16 protein-coding genes are annotated in these 14,569 nt (G+C 41.5%); 11 read left to right on the forward strand and 5 right to left on the reverse strand.

Annotation, left to right across the window (positions count from 1 at the left end; all coding sequences use genetic code 11):
* Positions 1-38: 38 nt before the first annotated feature.
* A complete protein-coding gene (locus QVH07_RS08625; RefSeq protein ID WP_289999761.1) occupies positions 39-263 on the reverse strand; it encodes a Kazal-type serine protease inhibitor domain-containing protein in 225 nt (74 codons plus the stop codon).
* A 105-nt stretch (positions 264-368) separates the two neighbouring features.
* Here QVH07_RS08625 and prfA point away from each other — a divergent pair, with 105 nt between their 5' ends.
* Positions 369-1,445: a peptide chain release factor 1 gene (gene prfA / locus QVH07_RS08630; protein ID WP_289999762.1), complete on the forward strand. Its 1,077-nt coding sequence runs from the start codon at positions 369-371 to the stop codon at positions 1,443-1,445.
* Between the two features lie 69 nt (positions 1,446-1,514).
* Entirely contained in the window at positions 1,515-2,051 is a 537-nt protein-coding gene (locus QVH07_RS08635) for a GNAT family N-acetyltransferase (protein ID WP_289999763.1), read from the forward strand.
* On the opposite strand, the gene QVH07_RS08640 is transcribed toward QVH07_RS08635, so the two are convergent.
* On the reverse strand, positions 2,044-4,848 hold the full coding sequence (locus QVH07_RS08640) for a YCF48-related protein (RefSeq protein ID WP_289999764.1): 2,805 nt from the start codon (positions 4,846-4,848) through the stop codon (positions 2,044-2,046). The genes QVH07_RS08635 and QVH07_RS08640 overlap by 8 nt on opposite strands.
* A gap of 117 nt (positions 4,849-4,965) precedes the next feature.
* On the opposite strand from QVH07_RS08640, the gene QVH07_RS08645 reads away from it, so the two are divergent.
* The 6 genes from QVH07_RS08645 to QVH07_RS08670 all read left to right on the forward strand — a co-directional run bounded on the left by QVH07_RS08645 (position 4,966) and on the right by QVH07_RS08670 (position 10,795).
* Positions 4,966-5,631, forward strand: a complete 666-nt coding sequence (locus QVH07_RS08645; RefSeq protein ID WP_289999765.1) for a Tll0287-like domain-containing protein — start codon at positions 4,966-4,968, stop codon at positions 5,629-5,631.
* 72 nt (positions 5,632-5,703) lie between these two features.
* Positions 5,704-6,687 carry a formylglycine-generating enzyme family protein gene (locus QVH07_RS08650; RefSeq protein ID WP_289999766.1) on the forward strand — a complete coding sequence of 328 codons (984 nt, stop codon included), beginning with the start codon at positions 5,704-5,706 and terminating at the stop codon, positions 6,685-6,687.
* A 21-nt stretch (positions 6,688-6,708) separates the two neighbouring features.
* On the forward strand, positions 6,709-8,022 hold the full coding sequence (locus QVH07_RS08655) for a Gfo/Idh/MocA family protein (protein WP_289999767.1): 1,314 nt from the start codon (positions 6,709-6,711) through the stop codon (positions 8,020-8,022).
* 2 nt (positions 8,023-8,024) lie between these two features.
* A complete protein-coding gene (locus QVH07_RS08660; protein WP_289999768.1) occupies positions 8,025-8,939 on the forward strand; it encodes a hydroxypyruvate isomerase family protein in 915 nt (304 codons plus the stop codon).
* A complete protein-coding gene (locus tag QVH07_RS08665) occupies positions 8,939-9,958 on the forward strand; it encodes a WD40/YVTN/BNR-like repeat-containing protein (protein ID WP_289999769.1) in 1,020 nt (339 codons plus the stop codon). Before QVH07_RS08660 ends, QVH07_RS08665 begins: the two co-directional genes overlap by 1 nt.
* 96 nt (positions 9,959-10,054) lie before the next feature.
* Positions 10,055-10,795: a 1-(5-phosphoribosyl)-5-[(5-phosphoribosylamino)methylideneamino]imidazole-4-carboxamide isomerase gene (locus QVH07_RS08670; protein ID WP_289999770.1), complete on the forward strand. Its 741-nt coding sequence runs from the start codon at positions 10,055-10,057 to the stop codon at positions 10,793-10,795.
* Here QVH07_RS08670 and QVH07_RS08675 read toward each other — a convergent pair.
* Positions 10,792-11,130 (reverse strand): hypothetical protein, encoded by a 339-nt coding sequence (locus QVH07_RS08675; protein ID WP_289999771.1) that lies wholly within the window; start codon positions 11,128-11,130, stop codon positions 10,792-10,794. The genes QVH07_RS08670 and QVH07_RS08675 overlap by 4 nt on opposite strands.
* 97 nt (positions 11,131-11,227) lie before the next feature.
* Between QVH07_RS08675 and QVH07_RS08680 the strand changes: the two genes are divergently transcribed.
* Positions 11,228-11,563: a tRNA-binding protein gene (locus QVH07_RS08680; RefSeq protein WP_289999772.1), complete on the forward strand. Its 336-nt coding sequence runs from the start codon at positions 11,228-11,230 to the stop codon at positions 11,561-11,563.
* On the opposite strand, the gene QVH07_RS08685 is transcribed toward QVH07_RS08680, so the two are convergent.
* Positions 11,564-11,890, reverse strand: coding sequence for a Rieske (2Fe-2S) protein (locus tag QVH07_RS08685; protein WP_289999773.1), 327 nt, complete (start codon positions 11,888-11,890; stop codon positions 11,564-11,566).
* 98 nt (positions 11,891-11,988) lie between these two features.
* Here QVH07_RS08685 and QVH07_RS08690 point away from each other — a divergent pair, with 98 nt between their 5' ends.
* Both QVH07_RS08690 and QVH07_RS08695 read left to right on the forward strand, forming a co-directional pair.
* Entirely contained in the window at positions 11,989-12,732 is a 744-nt protein-coding gene (locus tag QVH07_RS08690) for a hypothetical protein (RefSeq protein WP_289999774.1), read from the forward strand.
* Positions 12,733-13,368 carry a CPBP family intramembrane glutamic endopeptidase gene (locus QVH07_RS08695; protein WP_289999775.1) on the forward strand — a complete coding sequence of 212 codons (636 nt, stop codon included), beginning with the start codon at positions 12,733-12,735 and terminating at the stop codon, positions 13,366-13,368.
* 27 nt (positions 13,369-13,395) lie between these two features.
* Here QVH07_RS08695 and QVH07_RS08700 read toward each other — a convergent pair whose 3' ends face one another.
* Positions 13,396-14,541: a cysteine desulfurase family protein gene (locus tag QVH07_RS08700; protein ID WP_289999776.1), complete on the reverse strand. Its 1,146-nt coding sequence runs from the start codon at positions 14,539-14,541 to the stop codon at positions 13,396-13,398.
* Positions 14,542-14,569: the final 28 nt, after the last annotated feature.

Genomic DNA, 14,569 nt, shown 5'->3' on the forward strand with positions numbered 1-14,569 from the left:
TTCTATTATTTGTTTGACTTTGCCGTTGGCGAAAAACTTTAGCTGCATTCGCCAGTAGAGTAAGAAATAACCCCTGACTGATCAGCGTGACAGGAATTGGAATAGGTTACTCCATTGCATCCGCATACCGGTTCATATTCTAAAGTGCAGGCTCCTTGCTGGATTTTTTCTGGATCAATACAGTTTTCTGGAGGATTCTCTTCTCCACATTGAAAAGCTGAAATGAATATTAGAAGAAAGTAGGCTGGGATAGCTTTTTTCATCAGAGAGTGGTTCAGGCTATGTCCAAATTAAACGTAAACTTGAGTAAGAGGTTCAGGCTTTCTCCAAGGGAAAATTTCCTATTTTTGCTCACATATTAACTACCTATGCTAGATAAATTACAGACCCTTAAAGATCGTTTTGAAGAAGTAGGACAGTTGATTGTGCTCCCTGAGACCATGGAGGACATGGCAATGTATACAAAGCTTACGAAGGAATATAAAGAGCTAGAACGAATCGTAAAAGCTGGTGATGAATATAAACTAGCTCTACAAAATATAGATAGCACTAAGGAAATCCTGGAGAAAGAGAAAGATCCTGATTTTAGGGATATGGCCAAAGCTGAGCTTGATGAGTTGAAGACGAGAGTTGCGGAGTTGGAAGAGGAAATCAAGCAACTTTTGATCCCTAAGGATCCGAATGATTCCAAAGACTGTATTCTTGAAATTCGTGCCGGAAGTGGTGGAGACGAGGCCGCAATTTTTGCGGGCGATTTATTTAGAATGTATGAGCGTTTTTGCGAAAAGCAAGGATGGAAGCTTACAGTGCTTGACTTGACCTTTGGTACGGCTGGAGGATACAAGGAAATAATAGCTACCATCACCGGAGCTGATGTCTACGGTATGATGAAGTTTGAATCCGGAGTACACAGGGTTCAAAGAGTTCCAGCTACTGAGTCCCAAGGCCGTGTACACACCTCAGCTGCGACAGTAGCGGTACTTCCAGAAATGGATGAGGTAGAAGTAGAGATTGATATGAATGATGTTCGAAAGGATACCTATTGTTCTTCCGGGCCTGGTGGACAGTCTGTAAATACCACCTACTCAGCTGTACGTTTGACACATAATCCAACTGGTTTGGTAGTCACATGTCAGGATGAAAAATCTCAGATTAAAAACTTTGAGAAGGCACTGAAAGTGCTTCGATCCAGGCTCTATGAAATGGAACTCGCAAAGCATAATGAAGAAGTAGGTGCCCAAAGAAGATCAATGGTAGGTAGTGGAGATCGATCTGATAAAATCAGAACTTATAACTATTCTCAGTCTCGGGTAACCGATCACAGAATAAATAAGACGGTGTATAATTTGCCCGAAATAATGGATGGAAGCATCGAGGAATTTATTTCAGCTCTTAGACTAGCCGAGAATTTCGAAAAAATGAAAGAAGGAGGCATGAATGAGTGATAATCGGTTATTTTTATCAGTTAAATATTGATAGATTTGATTTAACACTTTTCAAAAAAATAGGAATAAATGGTTTTATCGGGGGAGAGAGAAATTAATTTGGTTACTTGGAATGAAGCCCATTTCCATCAGCTTTATCCTTTGGCTAATAATCCTAAAGTAGCCATGAACCTGAAGGATAGTTTTCCTCAACCTTACACGATTCATGATGCAAGACATTGGATTGAGCATAACCAAAAGTTTAACCCACCACAGAATTTTGCAATTGAGTTTGAAGGAAGACTTGCAGGTTCAATAGGAGCTGAGATGGGGAAGGCAGAACTTCGCACGAATATGGAGCTGGGCTTTTGGATTGGAGAGCCTTTCGCAGGAAGAGGGATAGCCACAGAGGCCGTGAAAATTTTCACTGAATACATTTTTGATAAATTCGAAATCCAGAGAATTTTTGCTCAGGTTTATGACTTCAATGGAGCATCAATGAGTGTTTTGGAAAAGGCTGGCTACATCCCAGAAGCCATTTTAAAAAAGGCCTTCATCAAGAATAATACGATTGGAGATATCTTTCAGTATGTCTCTGTTCGTGGAGAGACTGAAGATTCTATTTGACAATTATTCTTCGAACAATCTGCCCTTGATTTCCGGTCATTCTAAGTAGTAGAACCCCACGTGGGAGGTTTTCAAATGTTACTTTTTGGGACCTACCCAATAAATCTACCTGTCGAATCAGACTACCCTGAAGGGTCCATATTTCCACAGATTTCCAAATTGCCAAATAGTCAGATTCAATTTGAAGCATACCAGAACTTGGGTTGGGATAAATGAGCAAACTGGGGTCAATAGGCTCTTCTAAGGAGGTAATAATATTCACTTCAATATTCAGAGTTTGTACTTCTCCTTCGTTACATTGATTTCTCGGTGTGACTGTAAGGGTGTACTCACCCTCCTCTTCCCATTCTATTAGGATATTTCCTGTTCCCTGACCTGAAATAATCTTACCACCTTCGGAAGAGATTTCCCATGTGTAATTTATTCCTTCTTCTTGTGTGATTTGATAGCGAGCTTCACCCAGTCCAGTTAGGGTTTCTCCTTGAATAGATGAGGGCTGGTCTGGCGCGGAGTTCACTTGCACGGGTAATGTCAATCTCTCAGATTCTCCGCATTCATTTGATAAAATGAGGCCTAATTCCTGAATTCCATTCTCTGTCCAATTTATTGAAACCTCGGTTTGCCCTTGTCCCGACTCAATTTCACCACCGATTACCTCCCATAAAATCTCTATCTCATCAGCTATTTCTATGGTATAGGTTTCGAGAATCCCGGTACACACGGTTCCATTTCCAACTATTTTATCAACTGAGGGGATGTCAGATACCAAAACTTCCATGGAAGAAGTCTCTCCATTTCCACAGAAATTCTCATTTGAAACCAAAACAGCGTTTCTGCCTACCCTATCCCACCGCACTTGGATTCGACTAGTTCCTTGGCCCTCAAGAATCGTCCCACCATCCACTCTCCACTCGATGAAGGCATCGTCTATCTGGGGTTCATCAATTCTATATTCTTCGATCACAAGACAGCTAGTTTCAGGCCCGGTAATTTCGCTTAGGGCTCCGGGTGGAGTGCAGGTGTAGTTTAGGAAAGTTCCCTCCTCTCCCACGGCGTATGCGATTAGAGGAGTGGCAATGCTCACTGAGTGGAGGTCCGATCGTGTACCGCTTGGAATTTGCACCCATGTTTCACCACCATCTTTGGTTTGAATGGTCAGTCCATTGTTTCCTACGGCCATGCCAAGCAGATCATCCCAAAAATCTACATCATTAATGTTTTCTGAATAATTGTTTTGTATTTCCCTCCAGACTAGAGCCTTTTCTTCACCCTTCAGAATGATTCCGGCATCTCCTACAATTATAGCGGTGGAGGAATCCAATTTGGCTAGAGCGTTAAGGTTTTCCTCGGTTAGTTTAGGTAGGTTTTCCCATTCATTCCCTCCATTTGACCAGCTGATCTGGCCATTATCACCCATGGCAAAACCAACTTGAAAATCGAAAAACGTTACGTCCCTTAGATTTGTAGAGGTATTGCTAATTACTCCAGGATCCCAAGTGCCGCCTGAATCGAAAGACCTAGAAATATATCCTTCTGAACCTGCGATATAGGCGACTGAAGGTGCAAAAAGATAAAATCCATTAACATCATTTTCTTGTTGGGTAGGAACACTTACCCAAGTTCTGGCTGAATTGCCAGTCCGGTATATTTTCCCATTTGCTCCTGAAACGTAACCAAATCCGGTATTCCAAAAATCAGTACTTATTATATCAGTGGGTTCAGGGAGAGGGCGATAAATTAAAGATGCTCCAGCATTGCCTGTGACATAGACAGCGCCACCCTCACCTGCTAAGAATCCAAATCGATCGGATTTGAAATCAACATTTGAAAAGTTATTCCGAATACCGGCTAGTCTAGAAGTCCAGGATCCGCCACCATTCGTAGAGACAATCAAATAACCGTCCTGTCCGACTGAGGTGGCGATATTGGTTTCAGGGATAAATTCTAGATCTCTCAAGTAGCGTAAGTTATCATTTCCCAGATTTGCTCGGCCGAAAGTACTTCCACCATTCGTGGATCGGATTGCAGTTGCATTTTCACCCACAGAAATGATGATATTGGCATTGACCGGACTGATTTTGATGTCATTTAAAGGATCCGAAACACCACTGTTCAAAGCTTGCCAGGTAGCTCCAAAATCTGCTGACTTGAGAATCGTCCCCTGATCACCCACCAGGTAACCGTTTTTATTTTGATCAAAGAAGATACTGTTGAGGTCGAAGTTCGTTCCAGTGGAAATTGAAGACCAGGAATTGGATTGATTGGCTGAAAGATAAAGTCTTCCTTGATTTCCTACTGAGAAAATTGAATCCTCGGAGAAAAAGAAAAGGTCCTTTATAATTAAGTTTGGAACACTTGGTGAGGTGGTCCAGGATTGTCCCAAATCGGTGGAAATGAGAATTTGTGAATTGCTAAAAATGGTGATGTAGTCCTCCGTGAAAAATCGAATTCCCTTGATGTCTTCATTGGTTGGCGAATCAACTGTACTCCAATTTTCACCAGAATCTGTGGATCGGATCAAATAACCATTGTCACCTACAGCCAAGCCGATTTGATTATTGAGAAATTTGATATCCAGAATTCTAGAGGTTGGAAGGAAATCAACTTCCTCCCAGCGCGTTCCGCCATCGGAAGTTTTGATGATTAAGTTTTCTCCTGCGGCAAAGGCTGTGTTTTGATCAATCCAATCAATTGTCTCTAAGTCCAAGCCCCAACTTTGTAAACGAGTCCAGGTCTGAGCTTTGGCCGAATAGGCCAAAAAAAATATCAAGCATATGCCGAGAACAGATGAGCGCATCAACCAAAAATAGCATACTTTATAGAAACAACTACGAAACCAAGGACAGAAACACTGAGTTCTTAAATCATTCGATTCGGAAACTCCGGATATTTAAGAAATAAGTAAATTTAAAGCATGAAGAGAATCTGGAAAGCCCCCGTCGTTTTTGTTGTAATTTCATTTTTGCTTTTTGCTTGTGGAGGAGGTGAGCGAGTTTCGAAAGAGGTTTTTGATGAAGTTAATGAAAACATGGAAGTGAAAAGGCTGACTGAGGCAGAGATACTCCAAGAGGCCATGATTTGGGGTGATTCTATTACCCTTGAGGCTCAAAGTCAATTGATTTCAGCACTGACTAATGCGATCTCAGAAAATGGAACCTCCGGGGCTGTGGAGTTTTGTAATATTCAGGCTTTACCTATTCTCTCCGAGGTTTCAGAGCAATATGGTGTGGAATTGCGAAGGGCTTCCAATCGATACAGAAACCCTGCAGACAAACCCAATTCTGAAGAAGAGGCAATTCTGGAGGCATATGAATACAATGCTGAAAATAATCTACAGAGTGACCCTAATATCCAAAAAATAGATGGCGGAGAGACCTATCTATATACCAAAGCGATTAAGATACCAAGTGCATTTTGTCTGAGCTGTCATGGTACACCTGGTACCGACATAGAGGATGAAACACTAGGAATGATTGATAAACTTTATCCAGATGATAATGCGAAAGGACATGAAATAGGAGATCTACGAGGAATGTGGTCCTTAAGGATTCCAAAAAGTGAGGTGGTCAAGAGAATGTGATGCTAATGAGAAAGCGCTTTCTTTTTCTTTGATAATCTGGTATTTTGAAGGGCTTTGAAGTAATCTAGCCCTATGCCCAATCTGAATTACACTTTCCTCTTGCTTATTTTTTCTCTTTACCAGTTTTGGACTGGGCCTGGTGAGTCGCCAGAATATCAGGCTGAGTTTAAACCCTATAATCAGGAAATTCCTGGTACTCAAGTTGCATTTGAAATGATGCCCATACCTGCAGGAGAATTTTCTATGGGCTCAGAATCAGGAGATTTTCCTGATGAAAGTCCCTTGCATAAGGTGACTCTTGATGCTTTTTGGATGGGTGCACACGAGGTGACTTGGGATGCATTTGAATTATTTCTGGATAAAAATTATGAGTTAGCTATTTCCGAAACTCCGCTTTCTGAAGAGGTAGACGGATTGACCCGGCCAAGTTTACCCTATCTTGATATGACCTTTGGAATGGGTAAGGAAGGAAAGCCTGCAATAGGTATGACCCAATATGGAGCCATTCAATTTTGCCGATGGCTTTACTTGAAAACCGGTATTTTTTACCGTCTGCCTACCGAGGCTGAATGGGAATATGCCGCAAGAGCAGGTACCGAGACCAAATTTTTCTATGGAGATGATTCAGGCAAATTGTCAGATTATGCTTGGATTGCTTCTAATTCCGAAGGAACCACCCAGAAAATTGGACTTAAGGAAGCTAATCCCTATGGACTGTATGATATCTATGGAAATGTGATGGAGTGGACCTCGGATCAGTATGAAGAAGATTTTTATGCAAATTCCACAGATGAGAACCCACAAAACCCATCGTTGCAGCTTTACCCTCGTGTGGTCAGAGGAGGGAGCTTTAAGCATAGCAAAGAAGAAATCAGCTCATCTCGGAGATATAAAAGTGATCCGAAATGGAAACAATTAGATCCTCAAATTCCCAAGTCCCAGTGGTGGTTCCCAGAGGCACCGTTTATCGGAATGCGTCTGGTGAGGCCTTTTGAGACACCATCTGATGAAGAAATTGAGGCGTACTACTCAAGAGAACCAATTCCAGATTATTAATAACCCAAAAAATAAAAACCCATGAAAAACCCAAAAACAAGAAGGGACTTTTTGAAAGCCTCCGCTCTCGCATCGGGCGCATTGATAACCCAGCCTTTTACTCTTCATGGAGCGTATGCGGCTCCTGATAATCATCTTAAATTAGCCCTAATTGGCTGCGGGGGACGAGGTACCGGAGCTGTTTTCCAGGCCTTTGATACAGGGCAGCCGATCAAATTGGTTGCTATGGCAGATGCGTTTAGAGATCGATTGGATAAAAGTTTAGAGCCAATTTTAAATAAATATGGTGCCGATAAAGTAGATGTCCCGGAGGAACGAAAGTTTGTTGGGTTTGATGGATACAAGCAGGCCATGGCTGAAGCTGATGTGGTGATTTTGGCTACGCCTCCTGGATTTAGACCCATGCATTTTGAGGAAGCAGTCAATCAGGGGAAGCAGATTTTTATGGAAAAACCGGTTGCTACTGATGCTGCAGGAATTCGAAAAGTTTTGGCGGCAGCTGAATCTGCCAAAGCTAAAAAGCTGAATGTGGTGGTTGGTCTACAAAGGCATTATCAAAATAATTACCGTGAAACCATTAAAAGAATTCATGATGGGGCCATTGGGGATATTGTTGGAGGTCAGGTGTATTGGAATGATGGAGGTGTTTGGGTTCGGGAGAGACAGCCAGGTCAGACCGAAATGGAATATCAAATGCGCAACTGGTATTACTTTAATTGGCTTTGTGGTGATCATATCACCGAGCAGCATGTCCATAACATTGATGTCGCCAACTGGGTGAAAAAGGGATATCCTGTGAAAGCAGAAGGCACAGGTGGTCGTCAGGTTCGTACAGGTAAGGAACATGGTGAAATTTTTGATCATCACGTTTTGACCTTTACATATGAAGATGGCTCTGTCATACATAGCGAATGCCGGCACTTTCCAGGTGCTTCCAATCGCGTCGATGAAACGTTCCAAGGGACTAAAGGTAAAGCCTATTTGAGTGCAGGGAACCATGGAATTCTCACAGATTGGTCCGGAAACTCAATCTATGACCATGATCGCGAGAATAATCCCAACCCCTATCAACAGGAGCATGATGAGCTTTGGGCAGCACTGGTGAATGGCGAATATAAATTTGCTGATGCAGAAAATGCAGCGAAAAGCACGATGACTTCCATCATGGGTAGATACGCGACTTATTCGGGAAAAGTAATCACTTGGGAGGAAGCAATGAACGGTCAGGTGAACCTTTTTCCAGAGACCTTATCTTGGGATGCGATGCCAAAAATTGTACCCAATGAGGATGGATATTACCCTCATGCCATTCCCGGAAAAACTAAAGTAGTCTAATCATGGAAAGAAGAAAATTCATCAAAAACCTTGGAGCTAGCGCCACTTTAGCGAGTATTCCTGGAGTATTTGCTTCGGCTAACTCAAAGAGCGAGCTAAAAAAAGCGGAGCCCTTCAAAATAGACTTTGCACCTCATTTTGGGATGTTTAAAAACTCCGCCGGAGAAAGCCTTGGTGATCAATTGAAATTTATGGCTGATCAAGGCTTTCGGTCTCTTGAAGATAATGGACTTTTAAAACGAAGTGTAGCAGATCAGGAAATGATCGGAAAAGCCTTAGATGATCTGGGTATGCGCATGGGTGTATTTGTAGTGGACGGTGGCCAAAACTGGATGACATCTCTGACTACCGGAAGACAAGAGTTTATGGATGTCTTCTTGGATACCTGTCGGAAATCCGTGGAGGCAGCCAAACGAGTGAATGCCAAATGGATGACGGTAGTACCCGGCTTTTATGATCGACGTATGCCGATTGGGATTCAAACAGGGAACGTGATTGAGGCAATGAAGAGGGGAGCTGAAATTTTCGAACCTCACGGATTGACTATGGTCATGGAGCCTTTAAGTGACACCCCAGAATTATTCCTAAGACGATCTGATCAGACTCATATGATTTGTAAAGCTGTAGGAAGTCCAAGTTGTAAGATTCTTTACGATATCTATCATATGCAGCGAAATGAAGGGAATCTTATTGCAAATATGGAGAGCTGTTGGGATGAAATAGCCTATATCCAAATCGGAGATAACCCAGGAAGAAAGGAGCCGGGAACTGGGGAAATCAATTTCAAGAATGTATTTGAATTCATGCATTCCAAGGGATTCACCGGAATCTATGGAATGGAGCATGGAAACGCACTTCCTGGTAAAGAGGGAGAGATGGCCCTAATTGAGGCCTACAGGGAGGTAGATATTTCTTGATGGCTCGATTATTTATTCTCTCCTCTTTTGGATTGATTTTCTTCCTCAATTCTAATTCGATCTATGGCCAGTCTTGGAAGGAGTTTGATACTTCGGTCAAAGCGTCTCTAAGAGGGCTGTCTGTAGTCAGTGAAAATGTAGTTTGGGCAAGTGGATCTGATGGTACTTGGCTTAAGACATTGGACGGAGGAAAAACCTGGGATAATGGAGTCATTGAAGGGATGGACTCTGTGGATTTTAGATCAATCCATGCTTTTGATGCAAAAAATGCTGTGGTAGCCTCTGCAGGTCAGCCAGCTGTGATTTACCGCACCTCTGATGGAGGGAAGAATTGGGATCATATGATGACTTTATCCAAGGAAGCCTTCCTTGATGGGATAAGCTTTTCTGACTCATTGAATGGATTTGTTTTTGGAGATCCATTAAAAGGACATTGGATGATCCTAAAAACCACTGATGCTGGCAGATCGTGGAGTCATATGGAAAATCCCCCAAAAGTAGTAGAAGGTGAAGCAGGGTTTGCAGCAAGTGGTTCATCCATGGTTTCAAGTGAGAATTTGCTATGGATAGGGAGTGGCGGGGCAGAATCTAACCTTTGGTTTTCTGGGGATTCGGGCCAAAGCTGGGAGAAGTTCCGAAGTCCATTGGCTCAAGGAGAACCTTCAAAAGGCATATTTTCTACTTGTTTTGCAGATTCTGATTTGGTAGTTTCTGTGGGAGGAGATTATTTGAATCCCGAAGAAGCGGATTCTACCTTAGGTATATTTTCGATTTCTAAAAAGAAATGGCTAGACACAGAATCCCAACTATCAGGTTACAGATCTGGGGTGACCTATCTAGCTCAAAAAAAACTACTCGTAGCAGTTGGTCCTTCTGGATCAGATATTTCCATGGATTTAGGAAAAAATTGGACTTCATTTGATGATAAAGGCTACCATGCAGTAATGACTGATCGAAGTAGTGAAGTGGTGTGGGCTAGTGGAAGCCAGGGCAGGATAGCTAAACTAATCCAACATTAATCTCAAATCATAAAGTTTATAAATTTTGATTATCTACTTTAGGATTTTGGTTCGTGATATTATCTTTGAATCCCTTTAAACCTATTCATCCAGACTGTGAGCAATTTTGAAATTATACCTTCCATTTGGCTAATTGATGGCAAATGTGTGAGACTGAAGAGAGGTGATTTTTCTACTGAGGAGGTAATCTCAAACAATCCTCTCGGAATTGCCCAATCCTTTGAATCAGTTGGGATAGGAAGAATTCATCTTGTTGATTTAGACGGTGCCAGAAGAGGTGAACCTAAAAATTATCATATCCTCGAAGCGATAGCCGGATATACTGATCTTAAAATAGACTTTACCGGAGGGGTAAATACAGATGGTGATGTGATAAAGTCTTTCGAGAATGGAGCTGCAACAGTTACGATTTCCTCGGCCGCAGCAAATCATCCTGAGCGTTTTGCCCAGTTTATCCTCAGCTATGGGAGGGAAAAAATTATTCTGGCAGCGGACACCGATCCGGTAGACTACAAGATTAAAATTCGCGGTTGGCTCAAGAAGACCAAAATTGATCTTTTTGACCATATAGAATTTTTTTATGAAAGAGGACTAAAGTATGTGAAGGTTTCAGATATCTCCAGAGATGGGGTAATGGAAGGCCCTAATCTTGGTTTATATAAGGAGGTTCTTGATAAGTTCCCGACTATATCTTTAAGAGCCAGTGGAGGGATTCGCGGGATAGACGATTTCAAAAAATTGAGGGATATGGGAGTTCAATCAGTACTCTTTGGACGCGCGTTTTTTGAAGGAAAAATATCCCTAGATGAAATTGAAAAATTCAAAAGCTCGAATTAGTCAGCTTTGAATTTGTCTACGATATAAAGAAATAAATTAAATGAGAGGGTCGAAGCGCCCTCTTCCTTTTTTGCAACAACCTTTTCGGTTTTTTCTTCTTGCCTTGTAGGCGTCTTAGGTTGACCTATTGAATTTGGGAGGTTTTTGGAAGGTGTTGATGATTCGATATCCAAAAGACCATCTGACATTACTACATCAGAACTAACTGGTCTATCTTTAATTACGTCAGGATTTTCCTTGTCCTGATCAGAATTTTGCTCCGATTGAGCATATCCCGAACCAACAAAAAAGAAGAAACCGATCGTTAAAAGAGCAACGAAAGGTAGTTTTTTCATGGTAAAGGTCGTTTTAGAAAGCATGTTTTGCAGTTTCTTGCGACTAGTTAACATTTATTGTTGGAAAAGGTTCGTAAAATTAAGAAAAAATATCACGATGCAAACGATTGATTTCAAAGATTTCGCACGAATCGATCTCCGAGTGGGTACGATAAAAGAAGTTCAAAGGTTTGATAATGCTCGAAAGCCGTCATACAAAATTTGGGTAAATCTGGGAGAAGAAATGGGGTTAAAGAAATCTTCAGCACAACTGACTTCGGTCTATAACCCGGAGGAATTAATCGGTCAACAAGTGGTTTGTGTATGCAATCTTAAGCCTAGGCAAATAGCCGATTTCATGTCAGAGATCTTGATCACAGGATTTGATACCAAAGAAGGAGTGGTGATCACCACGGTTGAGAGGCCTGTTCCTGATGGAAGCAGACTGTACTAATCATATTGGTACTTTTATTTTTAAGCCAATTTCTGAAAGCTCCGATGGATACGTTTCCAAATCTGGACAGTACCCTGCCTTAACCTTTCCTCCTTTTAATTCAAACCTATATTGATGAAGAGGGCAAATGATCTCACCCTTCTGGTTAATACTACCTTGAATTAGAGAAGCTCCTCTGTGCGGGCAGAAAGCATCAAAGACAAAGAATTCCTGATTTCTCCTTGTAATACCAAATAACTTCCCGTCTATTTTGATTTTTTTTATTGCACCTTCTGGCACAAGCGATAAAGCCTCTTCCAAGGTATTTCCTATCACAAACTCCTTCATCCATTTACCTTTTGAATCTGAAAAAGACCAATTCTGGGGAATTGCTTTTAAATCTGTGATAAGTTTGATTATTTAATCTTATAACAAAAAGAAAAGCAATGAAAAATCTTTTGATTCTAACCTTTGTCCTGGCTTTTAGCTTTGCTCATGCACAGGATATAGAAGGAGCCTGGAAGCTCACGCATCAAAACGGTCAAATGGTGACCGATATGGAATATGTAAAAATTATTCAGGATGACTACTTTTCCTTCGGAGCAAAAAGCCTTAGCGATAATCATTTTGTCGCAGCTGGAGGTGGTCCTATCGAAGTAGATGGCGAAAAATATATTGAAACGCTCGACTTTTTCACTCTTAATCCTCTACAGGTAGGGACTGCTACAATTTTCAAGTTGGATATGGTAGATGGGAAAATGGTTATTTCTGCCAATACCGATAATGGGATGCTGGTAGAAATATGGGAAAGAATTGAAGGAAATTCCGACCAGCTAACCAGAAACTGGGTGATTACCGGGAGGAAAAGAAATGATGAAATCAGTCGATCTACACCTGGTGCTAGGAGAACTATTAAAATTCTAAGCGGAGGTCGTTTTCAGTGGGTTGCTTTTAATTCAGAAACGAAGGAGTTTATGGGCTCAGGAGGAGGGACCTATACTGCTGAAAATGGAAAATATACAGAAAACATTACCTTTTTCTCAAGGGATGATAGTCGAGTAGGAGCTTCCTTGGAGTTCGATTTTGAAGTCATTGATGGAGAGTGGCATCATTCAGGATTAAGTTCACGGGGGGACCCAATCTATGAGATTTGGTCACCGTATGAAACAGCCTATAACCCTTCTAATTAAATGATAAAGGACCTCTTTTCCTTCTTAAAAAATCCAAGCCGATTTGAGGAGTATACTCCCATGACTGCGAAGGATTTTTTTGTTCTGCTTTTTGCAGTATTAGTCGTAATTACGCCTTATGGGCTGATTATGGAACAGCTGGATCTTCAGTTCGACAACATGGTGGAAGAGCTGATGAGGGATTATAAATGGATAGTAGTGGCTGGAGCCATTATTCTTGCCCCAATTCTTGAGGAGCCTGCATTCAGAATGCATTTGGATTACAAACGAAATTCATTTTTCTGGGGAATAGGTTTGGCGATTCTTTTTTTGTCTGAACTTTGGTATATCCCAGTAGCCTACATGGGCTATCTCTTTTACTGCTGGATGAAAGTAAAGGAAAATGATCCTCCGAAACTCAAATTTGTGGTTTATACCTCCGCCGCTTTCTTTGGTCTTGTTCACCTTGGCAATTACCAAAATGTAGATTGGTCTCAATACTTTTATTTCATGCCAATATTAGTTTTGGCACAATTTCTATTAGGGCTGGTATTGAGCTTCATTCGGATGAAACATGGTCTTAAATACGCTATATTTTTTCATGGAGCGTATAATGCGATTTTGCTCATCCCCACAGCAATCTGGGGTGATTTCTAAAAAAAGGGAGCTTCAAAGCTCCCTTTTTTACACTTCTTCTACCGCGTAAAGTGATTTAAGTTTCTCTGTGGTATAGAGCACATCATCCATGGTATTAAATCGGCTGAATGAAAAACGAACAGCATCACGTTCTGGGGAGTGGTGAAGCGCTCTAAGAACATGTGAGCCTACTGTGGCTCCTGAGCTGCAAGCCGAACCTCCAGATGCTGAAATACCCTCCAGGTCAAGATTAAAAAGAAGCATGCCCCGGTTTGTCTCAGAGGGAGGAAGGCTCACGCTTAAAACTGTGTAAAGGCTTTTATTTAAATCTGCGGAGTTACCATTAAACTCTACCCCAGGGATTCCATCTTTTAATTCTTCAATAAACCTGGTTTTTAAGGATTCAATATGCTTTTGATGATCAGCCATATCTTCATAGGCTATTTCAAGAGCTTTGGCTATGCCCACGATACCTATTACATTTTCAGTGCCACCACGCATATTTCTTTCCTGAGCTCCACCGTGGATAAATGGGGGGATTTTTTTCTCCTTGTTTAAGTACAAAAAACCGGAACCTTTAGGACCATGAAATTTATGTCCGCCGGCTACAAGGGCATCAATAGGCAAGGTAGAAAGGTCATGGGTGTAATGCCCCATTGTTTGCACCGTGTCTGAATGAAAAAATGCCCCATACTCTTTCGCAAGGGTTCCAATTTTTTCAATATCATTGATATTGCCAATTTCATTATTAGCCTGCATCAAGGAAACAAGGCTGTTTGGGTTATTTCTTAACAAATCCTCAAGTTGTTCGAGGTCAAGATCACCTTTTTCATTGACATTGAGGATACTCAATTTGATATGTCCCTTTTGTTCACATATCTCGAGAGTATGAAGAACAGCATGGTGCTCAAGCGGGGATGTGATGGCATGAGTAATCCCACGGGCTTCTATACTTCCCAAAAGAGCCATATTATCCGCCTCAGTACCTCCAGAAGTGAAGCAAATTTCACTCGGGCTTGCATTCAAAAGCTCCGCAACTTTTTTTCTGGCTCTTTCTATTGCAGTACGTACTTCCCTACCATGACTATGCACCGAGGATGGATTTCCATAATGATTTCTCATGTATGGCAGCATAGCTTCGATCACTCGATCATCCATAGCCGTAGTCGCAGCGTTATCGAGGTAAACTTTCATTTCTTCAAATGTTAGGTTATTTCAATAT

Source organism: Algoriphagus sediminis, assembly GCF_030403435.1.
Classification (GTDB): Bacteria; Bacteroidota; Bacteroidia; order Cytophagales; family Cyclobacteriaceae; genus Algoriphagus; species Algoriphagus sediminis.